Source organism: Pseudomonas sp. SJZ074, assembly GCF_007828215.1.
GTDB lineage: Bacteria > Pseudomonadota > Gammaproteobacteria > Pseudomonadales > Pseudomonadaceae > Aquipseudomonas.
Genome location: NZ_VIUE01000021.1, coordinates 40,118 through 62,954, shown reverse-complemented (window position 1 = coordinate 62,954; position 22,837 = coordinate 40,118). Strand labels below are relative to the sequence as shown.

The 22,837-nt window shown below is 61.6% G+C and carries 18 protein-coding genes and 2 pseudogenes; 17 read left to right on the top strand and 3 right to left on the bottom strand.

Going from position 1 to position 22,837, the window contains the following annotated elements; all coding sequences use genetic code 11:
* Positions 1-71 precede the first annotated feature (71 nt).
* The gene (locus FBX99_RS20160; RefSeq protein WP_144930350.1) at positions 72-833 is read left to right on the top strand and encodes a secretin N-terminal domain-containing protein; all 762 of its coding nucleotides are present in this window, start codon (positions 72-74) and stop codon (positions 831-833) included.
* A gap of 492 nt (positions 834-1,325) precedes the next feature.
* A complete protein-coding gene (gene aceA, locus FBX99_RS20155; protein ID WP_144930349.1) occupies positions 1,326-2,651 on the top strand; it encodes an isocitrate lyase in 1,326 nt (441 codons plus the stop codon).
* Positions 2,652-2,748: 97 nt separating this feature from the next.
* Here aceA and FBX99_RS29650 read toward each other — a convergent pair whose 3' ends face one another.
* Positions 2,749-3,453: a methyl-accepting chemotaxis protein gene (locus FBX99_RS29650; RefSeq protein ID WP_371921435.1), complete on the bottom strand. Its 705-nt coding sequence runs from the start codon at positions 3,451-3,453 to the stop codon at positions 2,749-2,751.
* 198 nt (positions 3,454-3,651) lie between these two features.
* Positions 3,652-4,536, bottom strand: a pseudogene (locus FBX99_RS29645) (methyl-accepting chemotaxis protein); the annotation flags it as partial.
* Between the two features lie 840 nt (positions 4,537-5,376).
* Between FBX99_RS29645 and FBX99_RS20145 the strand changes: the two are divergent.
* The 15 genes and pseudogenes from FBX99_RS20145 to FBX99_RS20075 all read left to right on the top strand — a co-directional run bounded on the left by FBX99_RS20145 (position 5,377) and on the right by FBX99_RS20075 (position 21,534).
* Entirely contained in the window at positions 5,377-5,790 is a 414-nt protein-coding gene (locus tag FBX99_RS20145; protein ID WP_024779313.1) for an NADH-quinone oxidoreductase subunit A, read from the top strand.
* Positions 5,791-5,800: 10 nt separating this feature from the next.
* Positions 5,801-6,475: an NADH-quinone oxidoreductase subunit B family protein gene (locus tag FBX99_RS20140; protein ID WP_024779314.1), complete on the top strand. Its 675-nt coding sequence runs from the start codon at positions 5,801-5,803 to the stop codon at positions 6,473-6,475.
* Between the two features lie 73 nt (positions 6,476-6,548).
* Complete coding sequence (nuoC, locus tag FBX99_RS20135) at positions 6,549-8,333, top strand: NADH-quinone oxidoreductase subunit C/D (RefSeq protein ID WP_144930347.1); 1,785 nt, start codon at positions 6,549-6,551, stop codon at positions 8,331-8,333.
* A gap of 2 nt (positions 8,334-8,335) precedes the next feature.
* Positions 8,336-8,833, top strand: a complete 498-nt coding sequence (nuoE, locus tag FBX99_RS20130; protein WP_053157826.1) for an NADH-quinone oxidoreductase subunit NuoE — start codon at positions 8,336-8,338, stop codon at positions 8,831-8,833.
* A complete protein-coding gene (gene nuoF, locus FBX99_RS20125) occupies positions 8,830-10,188 on the top strand; it encodes an NADH-quinone oxidoreductase subunit NuoF (protein ID WP_144930346.1) in 1,359 nt (452 codons plus the stop codon). Before nuoE ends, nuoF begins: the two co-directional genes overlap by 4 nt.
* A gap of 137 nt (positions 10,189-10,325) precedes the next feature.
* The gene (nuoG, locus tag FBX99_RS20120; RefSeq protein WP_144930345.1) at positions 10,326-13,040 is read left to right on the top strand and encodes an NADH-quinone oxidoreductase subunit NuoG; all 2,715 of its coding nucleotides are present in this window, start codon (positions 10,326-10,328) and stop codon (positions 13,038-13,040) included.
* Positions 13,037-14,044: an NADH-quinone oxidoreductase subunit NuoH gene (gene nuoH, locus FBX99_RS20115; protein ID WP_024779319.1), complete on the top strand. Its 1,008-nt coding sequence runs from the start codon at positions 13,037-13,039 to the stop codon at positions 14,042-14,044. Before nuoG ends, nuoH begins: the two co-directional genes overlap by 4 nt.
* Positions 14,045-14,055: 11 nt before the next feature.
* Entirely contained in the window at positions 14,056-14,604 is a 549-nt protein-coding gene (gene nuoI, locus FBX99_RS20110; protein WP_024779320.1) for an NADH-quinone oxidoreductase subunit NuoI, read from the top strand.
* A 9-nt stretch (positions 14,605-14,613) separates the two neighbouring features.
* Positions 14,614-15,114, top strand: a complete 501-nt coding sequence (nuoJ, locus tag FBX99_RS20105; protein WP_024779321.1) for an NADH-quinone oxidoreductase subunit J — start codon at positions 14,614-14,616, stop codon at positions 15,112-15,114.
* A 4-nt stretch (positions 15,115-15,118) separates the two neighbouring features.
* Positions 15,119-15,427 (top strand): NADH-quinone oxidoreductase subunit NuoK, encoded by a 309-nt coding sequence (nuoK, locus tag FBX99_RS20100; protein WP_017131317.1) that lies wholly within the window; start codon positions 15,119-15,121, stop codon positions 15,425-15,427.
* A complete protein-coding gene (gene nuoL, locus FBX99_RS20095) occupies positions 15,424-17,277 on the top strand; it encodes an NADH-quinone oxidoreductase subunit L (RefSeq protein WP_144930344.1) in 1,854 nt (617 codons plus the stop codon). Before nuoK ends, nuoL begins: the two co-directional genes overlap by 4 nt.
* Positions 17,278-17,316: 39 nt before the next feature.
* Entirely contained in the window at positions 17,317-18,849 is a 1,533-nt protein-coding gene (nuoM, locus tag FBX99_RS20090) for an NADH-quinone oxidoreductase subunit M (protein WP_144930343.1), read from the top strand.
* A 7-nt stretch (positions 18,850-18,856) separates the two neighbouring features.
* Positions 18,857-20,320, top strand: coding sequence for an NADH-quinone oxidoreductase subunit NuoN (nuoN, locus tag FBX99_RS20085; protein WP_144930342.1), 1,464 nt, complete (start codon positions 18,857-18,859; stop codon positions 20,318-20,320).
* A 133-nt stretch (positions 20,321-20,453) separates the two neighbouring features.
* Positions 20,454-20,594: pseudogene (locus FBX99_RS29250) on the top strand (CopG family transcriptional regulator); the annotation flags it as partial.
* A 136-nt stretch (positions 20,595-20,730) separates the two neighbouring features.
* A complete protein-coding gene (locus tag FBX99_RS20075; RefSeq protein ID WP_144930341.1) occupies positions 20,731-21,534 on the top strand; it encodes a DeoR/GlpR family DNA-binding transcription regulator in 804 nt (267 codons plus the stop codon).
* Between the two features lie 514 nt (positions 21,535-22,048).
* On the opposite strand, the gene otnI is transcribed toward FBX99_RS20075, so the two are convergent.
* Positions 22,049-22,831 (bottom strand): 2-oxo-tetronate isomerase, encoded by a 783-nt coding sequence (otnI, locus tag FBX99_RS20070; protein WP_144930340.1) that lies wholly within the window; start codon positions 22,829-22,831, stop codon positions 22,049-22,051.
* Between the last annotated feature and the right edge of the window lie 6 nt (positions 22,832-22,837).

Sequence of the window (22,837 nt, the reverse complement as noted above, 5' to 3'; positions counted from 1 at the left end):
TATCATTCAACTTGCCCCACCCTGGGCCGACAAACTGGCAATATCAAGCCTTTGTCTCGCGGAGAAATGGAATGTCGCTACGCACCCTCCTGGCCACCCTGCTGCTCGGTTGTAGCCTGTCGGTCATGGCCGACACGCAAATCGTGCCATTGAACTACCGCACCAGCGCCGACCTGCTTCCGGTGGCGCAGAACTTCATCGGCAAGGACGGCCAGGTCAGCGCCTATGGCAATCAACTGATCGTCAACGCCGCCCCGGGCAAGATCGAAGAGCTGCGGGAATTCCTCGCGCAATTGGACACCGCGCCCAAGCGCCTGCTGATCACGGTCGACACCAACGAGAACAACCTGCAAGGCGACCAGGGTTACTCCATCAACGGCGCCGCCCCCGGCCAGACCCGCATCATCAACCGCAGCACGGCCAGCCGTGACGGTGGCGTGCAACAGGTGCAGGCCAGCGAAGGCCAGCCGGCGCTGATCCAGGTGGGCCAGAGCGTACCGTTCACCAGCAGCCAGACCGACACCTATGGGCGCATGCAAAGCCAGACCGAATACCGCAATGTCACTCAGGGTTTCTATGTCACGGCGAGCGTCACCGGCGAGACCGTTCATCTGAGCATCAGTACCAACCGTGACCGCATGAGCCAGGAACGTCCCGATGTAGTGAACGTTCAAAGCACCGACACGACGGTCAGCGGCCGACTGGGCGAATGGATCACCTTGGCCGGCGTGAATCGCCAGACTCAGGCCGATAAACAGGGCCTGACCCGCAGCTACTCGACACAAGGCCGCGACGACATGATTCTGCGGGTTAAGGTCGATACCCTGAACTGAAGCACCAAAAACTGACTGATGAGTCGTATTAGACCAAAGATGTAGTGCTTGAAAAAAAGCACTACAAAACGTTTGACGAGCCAAAAAACCGAAGGCATGATGGCCTCGCTCCCGCTAATCAGGGGCCCTGGCAAGGGCCTTCGGGTCGCCGCTTGCACCTACCCCGCAAGCCGATCCGTGTCTGTACTGCCCACAAGGTGTGTTTGACGAGGTTGCGACTGGAACGAAGTTGTCCCGAGGGACGGAAGCGTAACTAGGTAACCCGGCATCACTCTGAGTTCGTACCAGGGCCCACGACGCCCGAATGCGCCCGCAGTCCGCCTCTACCTGCTCACTTTCCCCTCGAGCCCATCGTTCATCCCGTCGCCTCCCCGCCTGAACCGACTTGTACGCCCGGCCCCCTGGCCAGCGAGCAGCCTTCTTCGCCAATGACTGGCGAATCGGCAGGAGCAGGAATCTTCCACACCCGACGATGCGACGAGGTTTATTTCCATGGCACTGACACGCGAACAGCAAATTGCAGCCCTTGAAAAAGACTGGGCTGAGAACCCACGCTGGAAAGGCGTGAAGCGCAATTATTCCGCTGCTGACGTCGTCCGCCTGCGTGGCTCGGTTCAACCTGAGCACACCTTTGCGAAAATGGGCGCCGAAAAGCTGTGGAACCTGGTGACCCAGGGCGCCAAGCCAGCCTTCCGTCCCGAGAAAGATTTCGTCAACTGCATGGGCGCCCTGACCGGCGGCCAGGCCGTACAGCAAGTCAAGGCCGGCATCCAGGCGATCTACCTGTCGGGCTGGCAAGTGGCCGCGGACAACAACTCCGCCGAGTCGATGTACCCCGACCAATCGCTGTACCCGGTGGATTCGGTTCCGACCGTGGTCAAGCGCATCAACAACTCGTTCCGTCGCGCCGACCAGATCCAGTGGAAAGCCGGCAAGAATCCAGGCGATGAAGGCTACATCGACTACTTCGCACCGATCGTGGCTGACGCCGAAGCCGGTTTCGGCGGCGTCCTGAACGCCTACGAGCTGATGAAGAGCATGATCGAAGCAGGCGCCGCCGGCGTTCACTTCGAAGACCAACTGGCCTCGGTGAAGAAATGCGGCCACATGGGCGGCAAGGTATTGGTACCGACCCAGGAAGCCGTGCAGAAGCTGACCGCTGCCCGTCTGGCCGCCGACGTTGCTGGTGTACCGACCATCATCCTGGCCCGTACCGACGCCAACGCCGCTGACCTGCTGACTTCCGACTGCGACCCGTACGACCAGCCGTTCGTGACAGGTACCCGCACTCAGGAAGGCTTCTACAAGGTGCGCGCCGGTCTCGACCAGGCCATCGCTCGTGGCCTGGCCTACGCGCCGTACGCCGACCTGATCTGGTGCGAAACCGCCAAACCGGACCTGGACGAAGCTCGTCGCTTCGCCGAAGCGATCAAAAAGGAATACCCGGACCAGATCCTGTCGTACAACTGCTCGCCTTCCTTCAACTGGAAGAAAAACCTGGACGACGCGACCATCGCCAAATTCCAGCGCGAACTGTCCGCCATGGGCTACAAGCACCAATTCATCACCCTGGCCGGCATTCACAACATGTGGCACAGCATGTTCAACCTGGCGCACGACTACGCCCGCAACGACATGACCGCCTATGTGAAGCTGCAGGAGCAGGAGTTCGCCGACGCCGCGAAAGGCTACACCTTCGTGGCTCACCAACAGGAAGTGGGCACCGGCTACTTCGACGACATGACCACCGTGATCCAGGGCGGCGCTTCGTCGGTGACCGCACTGACCGGCTCGACCGAAGAAGAGCAGTTCCACTGATCGATGAGTAACGGCCCTTGCGGACCGGATAAAAACTAACCGCAAAGCCGACGATTTGAAGCCCCGACTGGTTCGGGGCTTTTTTTTGCCGTTTTTTTTACACTTTGAAGTGACTGACCAGTTGCTGCAACTGGTTACCCAGGCGCGCCAGCTCGACGCTGGAAGCGGCGGTTTCTTCGCTGGCCGAGGCGGTCTGTTCGGACACATCGCGCACGCTCAGGATACTGCGGCTGATGTCCTCGGCCACCGAGCTTTGTTGCACCGCAGCAGCGGCAATCTGCTGGTTCATGGCCTGGATGCCAGAAACCGCCTGGGTGATGTTGCCCAGAGAGACGCCAGCCTTGCCGGCCAATTCCACGCTGCTATCGGTCAGTTCGCGGCTATTTCGCATGATGCTCGACACCTGGCGTGTGCCGTTCTGCAAGCCCGCCACCAGGCTTTCAATCTCTTCGGTGGAATGCTGGGTACGCTGGGCCAGCCCACGTACTTCGTCGGCGACCACGGCAAATCCGCGCCCGGCGTCACCCGCGCGGGCAGCCTCAATGGCGGCGTTAAGGGCCAGCAAGTTGGTCTGCTCAGCCACCGCCTTGATCACGTCCATGATCTTGCCGATGCGTGCGCTTTCTTGTTCCAACTCATCCATGGCGTCGACGGAGCGCCCGACTTCGCTGGCCAAGCGCTCGATCTGAACGATGGCCTGCGCGACAACCTGGTCGCCAATACGCGCCTGTGCATCGGCCTCTGAGGCAACCGTGCAAGCCTGTTCGGCATTACGCGCGACTTCATGCACGGTGGCCGACATTTCGTGCATGGCGGTAGCCACCTGGTCGGTCTCGGTCTTCTGACTATTAACCCCGGCGCTGGTCTGCTCGGTGACGGCCGATAACTCTTCGGCGGCGCTGGCGATCTGAGTGACGCCATCGCGGATGCCACCGATCAAGTCGCGCAACGTGGCGCCCATGCGCTGGATACCTTGCTGCAAGACACCCAGTTCATCACGACGGGTCACGACCATGTCTTGCGTGAGGTCGCCTGCTGCAATGCGATCGACCACAGCCAATGTGTCCTGCAACGGCCGCGTAATCTGGCGAGTGATGATCATGGCCGCAAGAATCCCCAACAGCATCGCCAAGGCAGTACAGCTCAGTTGCAGGATGCGGGCCTGGGCGCTGTCTTCGTCACGGGAGACCAGTTGGCTGGCATACATTTCTTCAGACAGACGGGTAATGGTGCCACCCAAGTCGATGGTGTCCTGCACAGCCTTGCCAATGGCCTGGTTGCTGGCGGTGAAGTCCTGCACCGAACGGCGGTAAGCAATCAGTGCGGTTTCCAGCTGCTTGATGGTGTCGGCATAGGCCGGGCCGAAAGCGCCGTTGAGGGTTTCAATGCCCTTGAGCGTATTTTCGATCTGGCGGCTGGCGGCTTGTTCGGTGGCGCTGTTGGGGTTGCCGGTGTAGCCACGCACTTCATAGCGCACCAACGCCACGTCCTCCTTGGCCTTGAGGATGATCCTGTACAACTCGAAACGTCGCTCATCCGAAGCAGGCATTGCTTCTACGTCATTGATGACCTTGGCAATCAGCGCGCCCCCCTTGACCGCATTGACCCCCATCTCCTTGCGCATGGCTGCGTCTTTGCGATAAGCCTCACGCATCGTATTCAGTGCCACTTGATACTGCGCGCTGGCCTGCTCGATCAGCGCAAGTTTTTTCAGGTTGTCAGGTTTCTTCAACTCGGTTGCGAGGCTTTTCTGCTTGGCGACAAACTGCTCCAGCGCCGCCTGGATCAGTGCCCCCTTTTGTTCATCGCCCTTGTCCAGCTGGTATTGCAAGCGAGCCGTGCGCAACTCATCAAGACGGTTGCCGAGTTCGGTAATGCTGGTCATTCGATCAGTGCGCTCGATCATTTTTCCCAGACTGAACCAGCCGGTCGCGGCAAGGACAGCGGTCAGAAGCAGCACAACGGCAAAGCCCAAAGCCAACTTGAGCATAACGCTGATATTCGCGATCCAAGAATTCATGACATTCCTTTGGTAATCAGCCGCGAACGATGAAGACTGACGCAGCTATTAAGGGAGCGATTACCTAACCAATATTGATATAGATGATTAGATAAGTGAGCTGCAAAGATAGCCATTTGCCACCAATCGTTCAAGGCTCTAGGTTAGGCCTCGTGCCGATTTTTGTTGGCAAAGAGGTTTCGCTTGACGCTCCAATGCTCCGGGACCGCGCCGCTGACGGCGCGAACAAGCCTGGCTTCTATGGGAGCGACCCCTCATGCAGATCCAACCCCTTACCGACCCTTTCCCTTTGGCGCGCCGATAGAAAAATTGATCGAACGCAGTAACAGGCAGTCTGAAAAAGAGTAAAACGGCCAGCGCTGACAATTGCAGTCGCAACCCTGTAAGAAAAGTTCTCAGCTACTGTGCCGGGTTATTGATGAAAAACCCGGACAAACAATAATAATTATCATTTGAAAGGCATTATCATTGTTGCAGCACGAATAAAGCAGAATGGATGAATAGTCGGCCAATGCCCGCAGGGCCGGGGTTGCGCAGCTTTGGAGGAGCGCTATGTCCTTATTCCAATAAATAATTTCGCTATAGGAATTTTACTTGCCCGGTGTTTAGCCATAAAATCACCGCGATTGATTGCTGCGACATATCGTCACTGCGTTATTTCTTTCAAGCTCAGAGGCCCTTTGCCCTCTGTTAAGGATTTCCAGCATGCCCGAAGCGACAGGACTCATGGCCCACAACTGGGGCTTTGCCATTTTCCTTCTGGGTGTCGTCGGCCTGTGTGCCTTCATGCTCGGGCTGTCGAGCCTGCTCGGGTCAAAAGCCTGGGGCCGCAGCAAAAACGAACCGTTCGAGTCCGGCATGCTGCCTACCGGTGGCGCCCGCTTGCGGCTCTCAGCCAAATTCTATCTGGTCGCGATGCTCTTCGTGATCTTCGATATCGAAGCCCTCTTTCTCTTTGCCTGGTCTGTGTCCGTCCGCGAAAGCGGCTGGACCGGATTTGTCGAAGCTCTCGTTTTCATAGCAATTCTGTTGGCAGGTCTTGTCTACCTATTCCGGGTGGGGGCACTTGATTGGGCTCCGGAAGCTCGGCGCAAGCGGCAAGCGAAGCTGAAACAATGAGGCTTTGGCAATGCAATACAATCTCACCAGGATCGACCCCGATGCTCCTAACGAGCAGTATCCGATTGGCGAACGGGAAACCGTCTCCGATCCGTTAGAAGATCAAGTCCACAAGAACATCTTCATGGGCAAGCTCGAAGATGTGCTGAACAGCACGGTCAACTGGGGTCGCAAGAACTCCCTGTGGCCGTACAACTTCGGCCTTTCGTGCTGCTACGTGGAAATGACCACCGCCTTCACGGCGCCCCACGACATCGCGCGCTTCGGCGCCGAGGTAATCCGGGCATCGCCGCGTCAGGCGGATTTCATGGTTATCGCCGGTACCTGCTTCATCAAGATGGCGCCGATCATCCAGCGTCTCTATGAGCAAATGCTCGAACCGAAATGGGTGATCTCCATGGGTTCGTGCGCCAACTCCGGTGGCATGTACGACATCTATTCCGTCGTTCAAGGGGTGGACAAGTTCCTGCCCGTGGACGTCTACGTGCCTGGCTGCCCGCCCCGCCCCGAAGCTTTCCTGCAAGGCCTGATGCTGTTGCAGGAATCGATTGGCCAGGAGCGTCGCCCACTGTCCTGGGTCGTTGGCGATCAAGGCGTCTATCGCGCCGAGATGCCATCGCAAAAGGAACAGCGCCGCGAACAGCGTATCGCAGTCACCAACCTGCGCAGCCCCGACGAAGTCTGATCCAGCTCTGTTCCTGAACAAGAAACACGAACCTGGCTTCATTCTTTACGTTGACCGAAAGCGATAAATAACCATGACTACAGGCAGTGCTCTGTACATCCCGCCCTACAAGGCAGACGACCAGGATGTGGTCGTCGAACTGAACAACCGTTTTGGCCCCGAGGCGTTCACCGCCCAGCCGACCCGCACCGGCATGCCGGTGCTTTGGGTTGCTCGCGCCAGACTCGTCGAAGTCCTGACCTTCCTGCGCAACCTGCCCAAGCCGTACGTCATGCTCTATGACCTGCACGGCGTGGACGAGCGCCTGCGCACCAAGCGCCAGGGCCTGCCCGACGGCGTCGACTTCACCGTGTTCTATCACCTGATGTCGATCGAGCGTAATAGTGACGTAATGATCAAGGTCGCCTTGTCCGAGAGCGACCTCAGCGTGCCGACCGTGACCGGCATCTGGCCGAACGCCAACTGGTACGAACGTGAAGTGTGGGACATGTACGGGATCGATTTCCCCGGCCACCCGCACCTGTCGCGCATCATGATGCCGCCGACCTGGGAAGGTCACCCGCTGCGCAAGGACTTCCCGGCCCGCGCCACCGAGTTCGACCCGTTCAGCCTGTCCCTGGCCAAACAGCAGCTCGAGGAAGAAGCCGCGCGCTTCAAGCCTGAAGACTGGGGCATGAAGCGTTCGGGCGCCAACGAGGACTACATGTTCCTCAACCTGGGCCCGAACCACCCTTCGGCCCACGGTGCGTTCCGCATCATCCTGCAACTGGACGGCGAAGAGATCGTCGACTGCGTCCCGGACATCGGCTACCACCACCGTGGCGCCGAGAAAATGGCCGAGCGCCAGTCCTGGCACAGCTACATTCCGTACACCGACCGCATCGACTACCTCGGCGGCGTGATGAACAACCTGCCGTACGTGCTTTCGGTCGAGAAACTGGCCGGGATCAAGGTACCGGACCGGGTCGACGTCATCCGCATCATGATGGCCGAGTTCTTCCGTATCACCAGTCACCTGCTGTTCCTGGGCACCTACATCCAGGACGTCGGCGCCATGACGCCGGTGTTCTTCACCTTCACCGACCGCCAGAAGGCGTACACGGTGATCGAAGCCATTACCGGTTTCCGCCTGCACCCGGCCTGGTACCGCATCGGTGGCGTGGCCCACGATCTGCCACGTGGCTGGGAAAAGCTGGTCAAGGACTTCGTCGAGTGGATGCCCAAGCGTCTGGACGAATACACCAAGGCCGCCCTGCAGAACAGCATCCTCAAGGGCCGTACCATCGGCGTCGCCGCCTACAACACCAAGGAAGCTCTGGAATGGGGCGTCACTGGTGCTGGCCTGCGTTCTACCGGTTGCGACTTCGACCTGCGCAAGGCACGCCCCTACTCCGGCTACGAGAACTTCGAATTCGAAGTACCGCTGGCGGCCAACGGCGATGCCTATGACCGCTGCATGGTTCGCGTCGAGGAAATGCGCCAGAGCGTCAAGATCATCGAGCAATGCCTGCGCAACATGCCGGAAGGCCCGTACAAGGCGGATCACCCGCTGACCACGCCGCCGCCCAAGGAGCGCACGCTGCAGCACATCGAGACCCTGATCACGCACTTCCTGCAGGTTTCGTGGGGTCCGGTCATGCCGGCCAACGAGTCCTTCCAGATGATCGAAGCGACCAAGGGCATCAACAGTTATTACCTGACGAGCGACGGCGGCACCATGAGCTACCGCACCCGGATCCGCACCCCAAGCTACCCGCACCTGCAGCAGATCCCTTCGGTGATCAAAGGCAGCATGGTCGCGGACTTGATCGCGTACCTGGGTAGTATCGATTTCGTTATGGCCGACGTGGACCGCTAAGCATGAACAGCACGCTTATCCAGACAGACCGTTTCGCCCTGAGCGAAACCGAGCGCTCGGCCATCGAGCACGAGCTGCATCACTACGAAGACCCGCGCGCGGCGTCGATCGAAGCCCTGAAGATCGTCCAGAAGGAACGTGGCTGGGTGCCTGACGGCGCGCTTTACGCCATCGGCGAGATCCTCGGCATCCCGGCGAGCGACGTCGAAGGCGTCGCCACCTTCTACAGCCAGATCTTCCGCCAGCCTGTAGGCCGCCACATCATTCGCGTCTGCGACAGCATGGTCTGCTACATCGGTGGCCACGAATCCGTGGTCAGCGAAATCCAGAGCAAGCTGGGCATCGGCCTGGGCCAGACCACCGCCGACGGCCGCTTCACGCTGCTGCCGGTGTGCTGCCTGGGCAATTGCGACAAGGCCCCGGCGCTGATGATCGACGACGACACCTTCGGTGACGTCAAACCAGACGGCGTCGCCAAATTGCTGGAGGGCTACGTATGACCCTGACTTCCTTCGGGCCCGCCAACCGCATCCAGCGTTCGGCCGAAACCCATCCCCTGACCTGGCGTCTGCGTGACGACGGCGAAGCGGTGTGGCTGGACGAGTATCAGGCCAAAAACGGCTACGCCGCTGCGCGCAAGGCGTTCACCCAGATGGCCCAGGACGACATCGTCCAGACCGTGAAGGACTCCGGCCTCAAGGGTCGCGGCGGTGCGGGCTTCCCTACCGGCGTGAAGTGGGGCCTGATGCCCAAGGACGAATCCATCGACATCCGCTACCTGCTGTGCAACGCGGATGAAATGGAACCCAACACCTGGAAGGACCGCATGCTGATGGAGCAACTGCCCCATCTGCTGATCGAAGGCATGCTGATCAGCGCCCGTGCGCTGAAAACCTACCGTGGCTACATTTTCCTGCGCGGCGAATACACCACCGCCGCCAAGCACCTGAACCGTGCCGTGGAAGAAGCCAAGGCCGCGGGCCTCCTGGGCAAGAACATCCTGGGCAGCGGCTTCGATTTCGAGCTGTTCGTCCACACCGGCGCCGGGCGTTACATCTGCGGTGAAGAAACCGCACTGATCAACTCCCTGGAAGGCCGCCGCGCCAACCCACGCTCCAAGCCACCCTTCCCGGCAGCCGTGGGCGTGTGGGGCAAGCCGACCTGCGTGAACAACGTCGAGACCCTGTGCAACGTGCCGGCGATCATCGCCGACGGCGTGGACTGGTACAAATCCCTGGCCCGCGACGGCAGCGAAGACATGGGCACCAAGCTCATGGGCTTCTCCGGCAAGGTCAAGAACCCCGGCCTGTGGGAACTGCCTTTCGGCATCACTGGCCGCGAGCTGTTCGAGGATTACGCTGGCGGCATGCGCGACGGCTACAAACTCAAGTGCTGGCAGCCCGGTGGTGCCGGTACCGGCTTCCTGTTGCCGGAACACCTGGACGCGCAGATGTACGCCGGCGGCATCGCCAAGGTGGGCACCCGCATGGGTACCGGCCTGGCCATGGCGGTGGACGACAGCGTCAGCATGGTGTCGCTGCTGCGCAACATGGAGCAGTTTTTCTCCCGTGAGTCCTGCGGCTTCTGCACCCCTTGCCGCGATGGCCTGCCCTGGAGCGTCAAGCTGCTGATGGCCATCGAGAACGGCGAAGGCCAGCCCGGCGACATCGAGACCCTGCTGGGTCTGGTGGGTTTCCTCGGCCCAGGCAAGACCTTCTGTGCTCACGCACCGGGTGCCGTGGAGCCGTTGGGCAGCGCGATCAAATACTTCCGCTCTGAATTCGAGGCCGGCATCGCGCCTACCCGCGCAGGCGATCTCAATCAGGTGGTCACGCCGACCATGGTCGGCGCGTAACACGCTTAAGAAGGCGAAGGGTCCGTGCCCTTCGCCTTTCGTCCGATGACGCCTTTGCAGGCTGTTTGGATTCGGACGAACGACAAGATTCCATTAGCCACGCCCGCTGACACCGGGCCAACGAAGAACTTTGAACCATGGCCACTATCCACGTAGACGGCAAAGCGCTCGAAGTCGACGGGGCAGACAACCTGTTACAGGCATGTCTGTCGCTAGGCCTCGACATCCCATATTTCTGCTGGCATCCCGCGCTTGGTAGCGTCGGGGCCTGCCGCCAGTGCGCGGTCAAACAGTACACCGACGAAAACGACACCCGTGGTCGGATCGTCATGTCCTGCATGACCCCCGCCACCGACAACACCTGGATCTCCATCGACGATGAAGAATCCAAGGCGTTCCGCGCCAGTGTCGTCGAATGGCTGATGACCAACCACCCGCACGACTGCCCGGTCTGCGAGGAAGGCGGTCACTGCCACCTGCAAGACATGACCGTGATGACCGGCCACAACGAGCGCCGTTATCGCTTCAAGAAACGCACCCACCAGAACCAGCAACTGGGTCCGTTCATTTCCCACGAGATGAACCGCTGCATCGCCTGCTACCGCTGCGTGCGCTACTACAAGGACTACGCCGGCGGCACCGACCTGGGCGTGTTCGGTGCCCACGACAACGTGTACTTCGGTCGCGTTGAAGACGGCACCCTGGAAAGCGAGTTTTCCGGCAACCTCACCGAGGTCTGCCCGACCGGTGTGTTCACCGACAAGACCCACTCCGAGCGCTACAACCGCAAGTGGGACATGCAGTTCTCGCCAAGCATCTGCCACGGCTGCTCCAGCGGTTGCAACATCAGCCCGGGCGAGCGCTATGGCGAACTGCGTCGCATCGAGAACCGCTACAACGGCTCGGTGAACCAGTATTTCCTCTGCGACCGTGGCCGCTTCGGCTACGGCTACGTCAACCGCACGGACCGCCCTCGCCAACCGCTGTTGGCCGACGGCACCAAGCTGAGCCTGGACGAAGCCCTGGATAAGGCCGCCGAACTGCTGCGCGGCCGCAACATCGTCGGCATCGGGTCGCCACGGGCCAGCCTGGAAAGCAACTACGCACTGCGCGAACTGGTCGGCGCCGAGCACTTCTACAGCGGTATCGAAGCCGCTGAGCTGGAGCGCATCCGCCTGGTGCTGCAAGTGCTCAAGGACAGCCCGCTGCCCGTGCCGACGATGCGCGACATCGAAGACCACGACGCCGTGTTCGTCCTCGGCGAAGACCTGACCCAGACCGCCGCCCGCATGGCCCTGGCCCTGCGCCAGTCGGTCAAGGGCAAGGCCGAGGACATGGCCGACGCCATGCGCGTCCAGCCGTGGCTCGACGCAGCCGTGAAGAACATCGGCCAGCATGAGCTGAACCCGCTGTTCATCGCCAGCCTGGCCGAAACCAAGCTCGACGACGTCGCCGAGGAATGCGTCCACGCTGCCCCTGACGACCTGGCGCGCATCGGTTTTGCCGTGGCCCACGCCCTGGACGCCAGCGCCCCGGCCGTCGAAGGCCTGGACAGCGAAGCGACCGCCCTGGTCCAGCGCATCGCCGATGCCTTTCTGGCGGCCAAGCGTCCGCTGGTGATCGCCGGTACTTCCCTGGGCTCCAAGGCCCTGATCGAGGCCGCCGCCAATATCGCCAAGGCCCTGAAGCTGCGCGAGAAGAACGGTTCCATCAGCCTGATCGTGCCGGAAGCCAACAGCCTCGGCCTGGCCATGCTCGGTGGCGAATCGGTGGATGCCGCCCTGCAAGCGGTGATCGACGGCAGCGCCGACGCCATGGTGGTGCTGGAGAACGACCTGTACACCCGCACCGACAAAGCCCGTGTGGACGCCGCATTGAACGCCGCTAAAGTGGTGATCGTGGCCGACCACCAGAAAACCGCCACCACCGACCGCGCCCACCTGGTGCTGCCGGCGGCGAGCTTCGCCGAAGGCGACGGTACGCTGGTCAGCCAGGAAGGTCGCGCCCAGCGCTTCTTCCAGGTCTTCGACCCGCAATACCTGGACGCCAGCATCCTGGTCCACGAAGGCTGGCGCTGGCTGCATGCGCTGCGCGCCACCCTGCTGAACCAGCCGATCGACTGGACGCAACTGGACCACGTCACCGCTGCCTGTGCCTCCAGCACCGCGCAACTGGCCGGCATCGTCGACGCCGCACCGTCCGCTTCGTTCCGCATCAAGGGCCTGAAACTGGCCCGTGAACCGCTGCGCTACTCCGGCCGCACCGCCATGCGCGCCAACATCAACGTTCACGAACCACGCACCCCGCAGGACACGGACACCGCGTTCGCCTTCTCCATGGAAGGTTACTCGGGCTCCGCCGAACCGCGCTCGCAAGTGCCGTTCGCCTGGTCGCCGGGCTGGAACTCGCCGCAGGCCTGGAACAAGTTCCAGGACGAAGTCGGCGGTCACCTGCGTGCCGGTGACCCGGGCACGCGCCTGATCGAAAGCCAGGGCGATGGCCTGAGCTGGTTCGCCAGCGTACCGCGCGCCTTCAACCCGGCACCAGGCACCTGGCAGGTCGTGCCGTTCCATCACCTGTTCGGCAGCGAAGAGAACTCTTCCAAGGCCGCGCCGGTGCAGGAACGCATCCCGGCTGCCTACGTGGCCCTGGCCAAGTCCGAAGCCGATCGCCTGGGCGTCAACGACGGCGCCCTGCTGAGCCTGAACGTCGCCGGCCAGACCTTGCGTCTGCCGCTGCGCATCAATGAAGAACTGGGCGCCGGCCTGGTGGCCCTGCCGGCCGGCCTGGCGGGCATTCCACCGGCGGTGTTCGGTAAAACCGTCGACGGTCTGCAGGAGGCAGCGCAATGAGCTGGTTCACCCCTGAAGTGATCGATGTGATCCTGACGGTCCTCAAGGCCATCGTGATCCTGCTGGCCGTGGTGGTCACAGGCGCGTTGCTGAGCTTTGTCGAACGTCGCCTGCTGGGCTGGTGGCAGGACCGCTACGGTCCTAACCGCGTCGGCCCGTTCGGCATGTTCCAGATCGCCGCCGACATGATCAAGATGTTCTTCAAGGAAGACTGGACACCCCCCTTTGTCGACAAGGTGATTTTCACCCTGGCGCCGGTGGTGGCCATGAGCGCCTTGCTGATTGCCTTCGCGATCATCCCGATCACCCCGACCTGGGGTGTGGCGGACCTGAACATCGGCCTGCTGTTCTTCTTTGCCATGGCCGGCCTGTCGGTGTACGCGGTGCTGTTCGCCGGTTGGTCGAGCAACAACAAGTACGCCCTGCTGGGTAGCTTGCGGGCATCGGCCCAGACCGTGTCCTACGAGGTATTCATGGGCCTGGCGCTGATGGGCGTGGTGGTCCAGGTCGGCTCGTTCAACATGCGCGACATCGTCGAGTACCAGGCCCAGAACCTGTGGTTCATCATTCCGCAGTTCTTCGGCTTCTGTACCTTCTTCATCGCTGGCGTGGCCGTGACCCACCGTCACCCGTTCGACCAGCCGGAAGCGGAACAGGAACTGGCCGACGGTTACCACATTGAATACGCCGGCATGAAATGGGGCATGTTCTTCGTGGGCGAGTACATCGGTATCGTCCTGATTTCGGCATTGCTGGTGACGCTGTTCTTCGGCGGCTGGCACGGTCCGTTCGACATCCTGCCGCAACTGTCCTTCGTGTGGTTCGCCCTGAAGACCGCGTTCTTCATCATGCTGTTCGTCCTGCTGCGCGCCGCCATCCCGCGCCCGCGCTACGACCAGGTGATGGACTTCAGCTGGAAATTCTGCCTGCCACTGACCCTGATCAATTTGCTGGTGACCGCTGCGATCGTGTTGATGAACACGCCTGCGGCCGCGGTTCAGTGAGGATTTGACCCATGTTCAAATATATTGGCGACATCGTTAAGGGTACCGGTACCCAACTGCGTAGCCTGGTCATGATCTTCGGCCATGGCTTCCGCAAGCGCGACACCCTGCAATACCCGGAAGAGCCGGTCTACCTGGCGCCGCGTTACCGCGGCCGCATCGTCCTGACCCGCGACCCCGACGGCGAGGAGCGCTGCGTGGCGTGCAACCTGTGCGCCGTGGCCTGCCCGGTGGGCTGCATCTCGCTGCAGAAAGCTGAAACCGAAGACGGTCGCTGGTACCCGGACTTCTTCCGCATCAACTTCTCGCGCTGCATTTTCTGCGGCCTCTGCGAGGAAGCATGCCCGACCACCGCGATCCAGCTCACGCCGGATTTCGAAATGGCGGATTTCAAACGTCAGGACCTGGTGTACGAGAAAGAAGATCTGCTGATTTCCGGTCCCGGTAAAAACCCTGATTACAACTTCTATCGTGTTGCAGGTATGGCCATTGCCGGTAAGCCGAAAGGCGCCGCGCAGAACGAAGCCGAACCGATCAACGTGAAGAGCTTGCTGCCTTAAGGAAGAAAGATGGAATTCGCTTTCTATTTCGCATCGGGTATCGCTGTGGTGTCCACGCTTCGTGTGGTCACCAACACCAATCCCATACATGCCCTGCTCTACCTGATCATTTCGCTCATCGCCGTGGCCATGACCTTCTTCGCTCTCGGCGCGCCGTTCGCCGGGGCCCTGGAAGTGATCGCCTACGCCGGCGCCATCATGGTGCTGTTCGTGTTCGTGGTGATGATGCTGAACCTCGGCCCGGCCTCGGTCCAGCAGGAGCGCAACTGGCTCAAGCCCGGCATCTGGGCGGGGCCGGTGATTCTCGCCGCCCTGCTGCTGGGTGAACTGCTGTATGTGCTGTTCGCTCACCAGAGCGGCCAGGCCATCGGCCACACCACCGTAGGCGCCAAGACCGTGGGCATCAGCCTGTTCGGTCCGTACCTGCTGGTGGTCGAACTCGCCTCGATGCTGCTGCTTGCCGCAGCCGTCACGGCGTTCCATTTGGGCCGTAACGAGGCGAAGGAGTAATCACATGCCTGCTATCCCTCTCGAACACGGTCTGGCAGTTGCCGGCATCCTGTTCTGTCTCGGTCTGGTCGGCCTGATGGTCCGCCGCAACATTCTGTTCGTGCTGATGAGCCTGGAGGTCATGATGAATGCCGCCGCCCTGGCCTTCATCGTCGCGGGCGCTCGCTGGGCGCAGCCCGATGGACAGATCATGTTCATCCTGGTGATCAGCCTGGCAGCCGCCGAGGCCAGTATCGGCCTGGCGATCCTGTTGCAGCTGTATCGCCGCTTCCACACGCTCGATATCGACGCTGCCAGTGAGATGCGCGGATGAACATGATCTTTCTGACTTTCGTATTTCCCCTGATCGGTTTCCTGCTGCTGGCGTTCTCCCGTGGACGCTGGTCGGAAAACCTCTCGGCGCTGGTTGGCGTCGGCTCCATCGGCCTGTCGGCGATTGTTGCCGCCTACGTGATCTGGCAGTTCAACGTTGCACCGCCCGAAGGTGGCCACTACACCCTGGTGCTGTGGCAATGGATGGCGGTGGAAGGCTTCACGCCGAACTTCGCCCTGTACATCGACGGCCTGTCGATCACCATGTTGGGTGTCGTGGTCGGCGTGGGTTTCCTGATCCACCTGTTCGCCTCCTGGTACATGCGCGGTGAAGCCGGTTACTCGCGTTTCTTCGCCTACACCAACCTGTTCATCGCCAGCATGCTGTTCCTGGTGCTCGGCGATAACCTGTTGTTCCTGTACTTCGGCTGGGAAGGCGTGGGCCTGTGTTCGTACCTGTTGATCGGTTTCTACTACAGCAACCGCAACAACGGCAACGCGGCACTCAAGGCGTTCATCGTCACCCGCATCGGCGACGTGTTCATGGCCATCGGCCTGTTCATCCTGTTCCAGCAACTGGGCACGCTGAATATCCAGGAACTGCTGGTCAAGGCACCCGAGCACTTCAAGGTCGGCGACTTCTGGATCGTCCTGGCGACCCTGATGCTGCTGGGCGGCGCCGTCGGTAAATCCGCGCAACTGCCACTGCAGACCTGGTTGGCGGATGCGATGGCCGGCCCTACCCCGGTCTCGGCCCTGATCCACGCCGCCACCATGGTGACCGCAGGCGTCTACCTGATCGCCCGTACCCACGGTCTGTTCGCCCTGGCGCCGGACATCCTGCACCTGGTGGGCATCGTCGGTGGCGTGACCCTGGTCCTGGCCGGCTTCGCCGCCCTGGTGCAGACCGACATCAAGCGGATCCTCGCCTACTCGACCATGAGCCAGATCGGCTACATGTTCCTGGCCCTGGGCGTCGGTGCCTGGGAAGGCGCGATCTTCCACCTGATGACCCACGCGTTCTTCAAGGCGCTGCTGTTCCTTGCCTCCGGCGCGGTGATCGTGGCCTGCCACCACGAGCAGAACATCTTCAAGATGGGCGGCCTGTGGAAGAAGCTGCCGCTGGCCTACGCCAGTTTCATCGTCGGTGGCGCGGCCCTGGCGGCCCTGCCACTGGTCACCGCCGGCTTCTACTCCAAGGACGAGATCCTCTGGGAAGCGTTCGCCAGCGGTAACCAGGGCCTGCTCTATGCCGGCCTGGTGGGTGCGTTCATGACCTCGCTGTACACCTTCCGCCTGATCTTCATCGCGTTCCATGGTGAAGCCAAGACCGAAGCCCACGCCGGCCATGGGATTGCCCATTGGCTGCCGCTGTCGGTGCTGATCGTGCTGTCGACCTTCGTCGGCGCCATGATCACCCCGCCGCTGCACGGTGTACTGCCGCAGAGCGTCGGCCATGCCGGCGGCGAAGCCAAGCACAGCCTGGAAATCGCCTCCGGCGCCATCGCCCTGGCGGGTATCCTGCTGTCCGCCCTGCTGTTCCTGGGCAAGCGTCGCTTCGTGACCGCGATCGCCAACAGCGGCCTTGGCCGTGTCCTTTCGGCCTGGTGGTTCGCTGCCTGGGGCTTCGACTGGATCTACGACAAACTGTTCGTCAAGCCATACCTTGCGATCAGCCACATTCTGCGCAAAGACCCGCTCGACCAGACCATTGGCCTGATCCCGCGCATGGCCAAGGGCAGCCACACCGCCCTGAGCCGTACCGAGACCGGTCAACTGCGTTGGTATGCGGCTTCCATGGCGGCTGGCGCCGTGCTGGTTATCGGCGCCATCGTGCTGGTAGCGGTCTGATATGAACCTTGCGAACTTGCGAAAGGAAACGAGCCCGTCATGATTCTGCCCTGGCTAATCCTGATCCCCTTCATCGGCGGCCTGCTGTGCTGGATCGCGGAGCGCTCCAGCTCCACGCTCCCGCGCTGGATTGCGCTGCTGACCATGTCCCTGGAACTCGCGCTCGGCCTCTGGCTGTGGGCGACCGGCGACTATTCATTCGCCCCTGCCCCCGGCGCCAACCCGACCTGGGCGCTTGAATTCAAGCACCTCTGGATCGAACGCTTCGGCATCAGCGTGCACCTGGCCCTCGACGGCCTGTCGCTGCTGATGATCCTGCTGACCGGCCTGCTGGGGATCCTCTCGGTCCTCTGCTCCTGGAAAGAGATCCAGCGTCACGTCGGCTTCTTCCACCTCAACCTGATGTGGATCCTGGGCGGTGTCGTCGGCGTGTTCCTGGCGCTGGACCTGTTCATGTTCTTCTTCTTCTGGGAAATGATGCTGGTGCCGATGTACTTCCTCATCGCGCTCTGGGGTCACAGTTCTTCGGACGGCAAGAAGACCCGGATCTACGCGGCGACCAAGTTCTTCATCTTCACCCAGGCTTCCGGCCTGATCATGTTGGTGGCGATCCTGGGCCTGGTGCTGGTCAACTTCAACAACACCGGCGTGATTACCTTCAACTACGCCGACCTGTTGAAAGTACAGATGTCGCGCAGCACCGAGTACGTACTGATGCTGGGTTTCTTCATCGCCTTCGCGGTGAAGCTGCCGGTGGTGCCGTTCCACTCCTGGCTGCCGGATGCCCACGCCCAGGCGCCGACCGCCGGTTCCGTGGACCTGGCCGGTATCCTGCTGAAGACGGCAGCCTACGGCCTGCTGCGTTTCGCCCTGCCGCTGTTCCCCAACGCCTCGGCCGAGTTCGCGCCGATTGCGATGACCCTGGGCCTGATCGGAATCTTCTACGGTGCGTTCCTGGCGTTCGCCCAGACCGACATCAAGCGCCTGATCGCGTTCTCCAGCGTCTCGCACATGGGCTTCGTGCTGATCGGGATCTACTCCGGCAGCCAGCTCGCCCTGCAAGGCGCGGTGATCCAGATGCTCGCCCACGGCCTGTCGGCGGCGGCGCTGTTTATTCTCAGCGGTCAGTTGTACGAGCGCCTGCACACCCGCGACATGCGTGAGATGGGTGGCGTGTGGTCGCGCATCGCCTACCTGCCGGCCATCAGCCTGTTCTTCGCAGCCGCCTCCCTGGGCCTGCCGGGCACCGGCAACTTCGTCGGCGAGTTCCTGATCCTGATCGGCACGTTTGCCAGTTCGCCGTGGATCATCGCCATCGCCACCTCCGGCCTGGTGTTCGGTTCGGTCTACTCACTGATCATGATCCACCGCGCCTACTTCGGCCCGTCGAAGTCGGACGAAGTGCTGCGCGGCATGGACGGTCGCGAACTGATCATGGTGCTGGGCCTGGCGATGCTGCTGGTCTACCTCGGCGTCTACCCGCAGCCGTTCCTCGACACGTCTGCCGCCACCATGCATGGCGTGCAGCAGTGGCTCGGCACCGCCTTCTCTCAACTCGCTTCGGCCCGGTAAGAGCGCTATGGAATTCACGATTCAACACTTTATCGCGCTTGCACCGCTGTTGATCACCAGCGCCACGATCATCGTGGTGATGCTGGCGATCGCCTGGCGGCGCAATCACTCACAGACCTTCCTGTTGTCGGTGGCAGGGCTGAACCTGGCCTTGCTGTCGATCCTGCCGGCCCTGAAAGTCGCGCCTCTGGCGGTCACGCCATTGCTGCAGATCGACAGCTTCGCCTGCCTGTACATGGCGTTGATCCTGGTCGCCACCCTCGCCTGCGTCACCCTCGCCCACGCCTACCTCGGCGACGGCGGTTCGGGTTACCCGGGCAACCGCGAAGAACTGTACCTGCTGATCCTGATGGCCGCCGCCGGCGGCCTGGTCCTGGTCAGCGCACAGCACCTGGCCAGCCTGTTCATCGGCCTGGAACTGCTGTCGGTGCCGGTCTACGGCCTGGTGGCCTACGCCTTCTTCAACAAGCGCTCCCTGGAAGCCGGCATCAAGTACATGGTGCTGTCGGCCGCCGGTTCGGCGTTCCTGTTGTTCGGCATGGCGCTGCTCTACGCGGAAGCCGGTACCCTGAGCTTCGTCGGCATCGGCCAGGCCCTGGCGGCCACCGGCCTGCCCAGCCCGATCGCACAACTGGGCCTGGGCATGATGCTGATCGGCCTGGCGTTCAAGCTGTCGCTGGTGCCGTTCCACCTGTGGACCCCGGACGTCTACGAAGGCGCCCCGGCGCCGGTGGCGGCGTTCCTGGCCACTGCCTCGAAAGTAGCAGTGTTCGCGGTCATGGTGCGTCTGTTCCAGATCTCGCCCGTGGCCAGCAGCGGTGTGTTGAGCAACGTACTGACCATCATCGCCATTGCGTCGATCCTGTTCGGTAACCTGCTGGCACTGACCCAGAGCAACCTCAAGCGTCTGCTGGGTTACTCGTCCATCGCCCACTTCGGTTACCTGCTGATCGCCCTGATCGCCAGCAAGGGCCTGGCGGTGGAAGCCATCGGCGTTTACCTGGTCACCTACGTGATCACCAGCCTCGGCGCCTTCGGCGTGATCACCCTGATGTCCTCGCCGTACAACGGCCGCGACGCCGACGCGCTGTACGAATACCGCGGCCTGTTCTGGCGCCGTCCGTACCTGACCGCCGTGCTGACCGTGATGATGCTGTCCCTGGCCGGCATCCCGCTGACCGCCGGCTTCATCGGCAAGTTCTACATCGTCGCCACCGGCGTCGAGGCTCACCAATGGTGGCTGGTCGGCTCCCTGGTGCTGGGCAGTGCCATCGGCGTGTTCTACTACCTGCGCGTCATGGTCACCCTGTACCTGATGGAACCCAACCTGCGTCGTCACGATGCCGAGCTGCACTGGGAACAGAAGGCAGGCGGCGTGATGCTGCTGGCCATCGCCATCCTGGCGTTCTTCCTCGGCGTGTACCCGCAGCCGTTGCTGACCCTGGTCCAGCAGGCGGGCCTGACGGGCTGATCGCCTGGGCAGTGTCGTTGTGAAAAAAACCCGCGTCGCGAGATGCGGGTTTTTTATGCCTGTATTCCTGAAAGCAACCGGAGATCTGTGGCGAGGGGGTTTATCCCCGCTGGGCGTACAACTGGCCGAGAACCTTGATCAGATAACTGAACGCAGTTGCCTGACCCTCGAGGCCTTGGCTGATGTCGACGCCGACCGAGTGACAGATCACTTATCGGTCCTAGCCTGGACTGATAGCCTTAGTACTGACACTCCGTTGCCAGTACCGCGCTGATGGAATTGAAGCGGATAAACAATCTGTACAAGACAATCGTGGCGAGGGAGCTTGCTCGGCTTTGTGCCTCGTCCGCCTCCCGCGGATTCGCTACTATGTACGCTCCCCTGCCCTATCAGTCACCGAGCCCACACCAATGCCCACCTCCAAGGACATGGCCAACGACAGCCCTGCACCGATGATTCCCGAGCAGCGTCGGGAACAGATCCTGCGTCAGTTGCGCAAGCATCAGGTGCTGAGCGTTCATCAGTTGATGGAGATGTTCGATTGCTCGCACATGACCGTGCGCCGCGACATCGCCCTGCTGGAGCAGGAAGGTCGAGCCTATTCGGTGACGGGTGGGGTGCGCATCGCCAGCCAGTTGCACAGCGAGCCGAGCCACCAGTCCAAGGCCGTGGTGGAACTGCCGCAGAAACAGGCCATGGCCAAACTGGCGGCCAGGCTGCTCAAGGATGACATGACGGTGTACCTGGATGCCGGCACCAGCACGCTGGAGATCGTGCCTTACATCAAGGCGTTGTCGGGGATGACGGTGGTGACCAACGATTTCGGCGTGGTCCAGGCGCTGATGGAAGCACCGCAGGTGACCGTGATTCATACCGGCGGGCAGTTGGATCATTCCAATCACTCCTGCGTCGGCGGGCTGGCGGTGGCGACCTTACGTCAGATAGTGACGGACATTGCCTTCATGTCCACCAGTTCGTGGGACCTGCAACGGGGCATCACCACGCCATCGGCCTTGAAAGTGGAGGTCAAGCAGGTAGCGATGCAGTCGGCCTCGCAAGTGGTGCTGGTGGCCAGCAGCTCCAAGTACGGCACCTTCAGCATGTACCGCATCGCCGGGCTGGAACAGTTCGACTTCATCATCAGCGACAACGCCCTGGCTCAGGCGGCGGCCGATGGCATCCGCAAGCAGGGGGTTGAATTGCTGTTGCCGTGAGGGGCCTGCTCCGGGTGGGCGATCCGACGAAAGCGCTGGGTCAGCAACATCTGTTTGACTGACACTCCGTCTTCGCGAGCAAGCCCGCTCCCACAATGGGCCAGTGCACGCCCGTTAGAACCAAACCTATCCATAAGCCACGCCGCGGCTTTTGATCTTCCGCCCCTTCGGCAGGCTGAGCGCAGGCGTTCAGCAGGGGGATGGCGCACAGCGCCGTTCGACGCAGTCGAACCCATCGAGTGGAGGTCAAGCGCAGCGGACCGGAGCCGATGCCCCCCTGATGAATGCCGGAGCGAAGGAACCCCGAGCCTTGGCGAGGGGCCGTACGCTGGGGCGGAGCGTTCTTTGCCTACTTTCTTTGGCGTTTGAAAGAAAGTAGGTCGCCGTAAGGGCGAAACCATAGGTGGCCGTTACGCAATAATGGATATGTACACGGTCAACATCAGACCGCCATCGCGAGCAAGCTTTGCTCCCACAAAAGGCGAGTTCACCCCCTTTTGTGGAGCAGACAAAATCAGCGTGCCTTCCAATCCCGCAACCATTGCAAGCCGGCCGAAGTATCTCCGCGCGGCCGATATTCGCAACCCACCCAGCCGTCATACCCCAGCTCATCCAGCAGCTCGAACAGGAACGGATAATGGACTTCCCCCAGGTCCGGCTCATGGCGATCCGGCACGCCGGCAATCTGGATGTGGCCGATGCCATTGAAGTCACGCCGCAACTTGCTCGCCAGATCACCCTCGACGATCTGACAGTGGTAGCAATCAAACTGCACCTTGAGGTTATCGGCCCCCACCTCCCGGCAAATGGCATGGGCCTGGTCCTGGCGGTTCAGGAAAAAGCCCGGCATGTCCCGGGTGTTGATCGGCTCCAGCAACACCGTGATCCCAGCCTTCGCCGCCTGGGTCGTGGCGTAGGCGAGGTTTTCCAGGTACACAGCGTGGTGCCGGGCACGCTCGGCTTCGGACGGCAGCAAGCCGGCCATGACGTGAACGTTTGAATTGCCCAGCGTCGCGGCATAGCTCAGGGCCCGGTCGAAACCCTCGCGGAATTCCTGCTCACGTCCTGGCAGAGTCGCAATACCCCGCTCCCCTGCCGCCCAATCCCCGGGCGGTGCGTTGAACAACGCCTGGACAAGGCCATTGTCATCCAGCCGCTGCTTGAGCACCTCGGGGCTGTACTCGTAGGGGAACAGGTACTCCACGGCATCGAAACCATCGGCCGCCGCAGCCGCGAAACGGTCGAGGAAATCATGTTGCGGGTAGAGCATGCTGAGGTTGGCTGCGAAACGAGGCATACCGAC

What these genes read in the sequence shown, in the direction of transcription:
- FBX99_RS20160 (WP_144930350.1), top strand. Translation starts at nt 72, where the DNA reads ATGTCGCTACGCACCCTCCTGGCCACCCTGCTGCTCGGTTGTAGCCTG.
- aceA (WP_144930349.1), top strand. Translation starts at nt 1,326, where the DNA reads ATGGCACTGACACGCGAACAGCAAATTGCAGCCCTTGAAAAAGACTGG.
- FBX99_RS29650 (WP_371921435.1), bottom strand. Translation starts at nt 3,453, where the DNA reads ATGTCGGCCACCGTGCATGAAGTCGCGCGTAATGCCGAACAGGCTTGC.
- FBX99_RS20145 (WP_024779313.1), top strand. Translation starts at nt 5,377, where the DNA reads ATGCCCGAAGCGACAGGACTCATGGCCCACAACTGGGGCTTTGCCATT.
- FBX99_RS20140 (WP_024779314.1), top strand. Translation starts at nt 5,801, where the DNA reads ATGCAATACAATCTCACCAGGATCGACCCCGATGCTCCTAACGAGCAG.
- nuoC (WP_144930347.1), top strand. Translation starts at nt 6,549, where the DNA reads ATGACTACAGGCAGTGCTCTGTACATCCCGCCCTACAAGGCAGACGAC.
- nuoE (WP_053157826.1), top strand. Translation starts at nt 8,336, where the DNA reads ATGAACAGCACGCTTATCCAGACAGACCGTTTCGCCCTGAGCGAAACC.
- nuoF (WP_144930346.1), top strand. Translation starts at nt 8,830, where the DNA reads ATGACCCTGACTTCCTTCGGGCCCGCCAACCGCATCCAGCGTTCGGCC.
- nuoG (WP_144930345.1), top strand. Translation starts at nt 10,326, where the DNA reads ATGGCCACTATCCACGTAGACGGCAAAGCGCTCGAAGTCGACGGGGCA.
- nuoH (WP_024779319.1), top strand. Translation starts at nt 13,037, where the DNA reads ATGAGCTGGTTCACCCCTGAAGTGATCGATGTGATCCTGACGGTCCTC.
- nuoI (WP_024779320.1), top strand. Translation starts at nt 14,056, where the DNA reads ATGTTCAAATATATTGGCGACATCGTTAAGGGTACCGGTACCCAACTG.
- nuoJ (WP_024779321.1), top strand. Translation starts at nt 14,614, where the DNA reads ATGGAATTCGCTTTCTATTTCGCATCGGGTATCGCTGTGGTGTCCACG.
- nuoK (WP_017131317.1), top strand. Translation starts at nt 15,119, where the DNA reads ATGCCTGCTATCCCTCTCGAACACGGTCTGGCAGTTGCCGGCATCCTG.
- nuoL (WP_144930344.1), top strand. Translation starts at nt 15,424, where the DNA reads ATGAACATGATCTTTCTGACTTTCGTATTTCCCCTGATCGGTTTCCTG.
- nuoM (WP_144930343.1), top strand. Translation starts at nt 17,317, where the DNA reads ATGATTCTGCCCTGGCTAATCCTGATCCCCTTCATCGGCGGCCTGCTG.
- nuoN (WP_144930342.1), top strand. Translation starts at nt 18,857, where the DNA reads ATGGAATTCACGATTCAACACTTTATCGCGCTTGCACCGCTGTTGATC.
- FBX99_RS20075 (WP_144930341.1), top strand. Translation starts at nt 20,731, where the DNA reads ATGCCCACCTCCAAGGACATGGCCAACGACAGCCCTGCACCGATGATT.
- otnI (WP_144930340.1), bottom strand. Translation starts at nt 22,831, where the DNA reads ATGCCTCGTTTCGCAGCCAACCTCAGCATGCTCTACCCGCAACATGAT.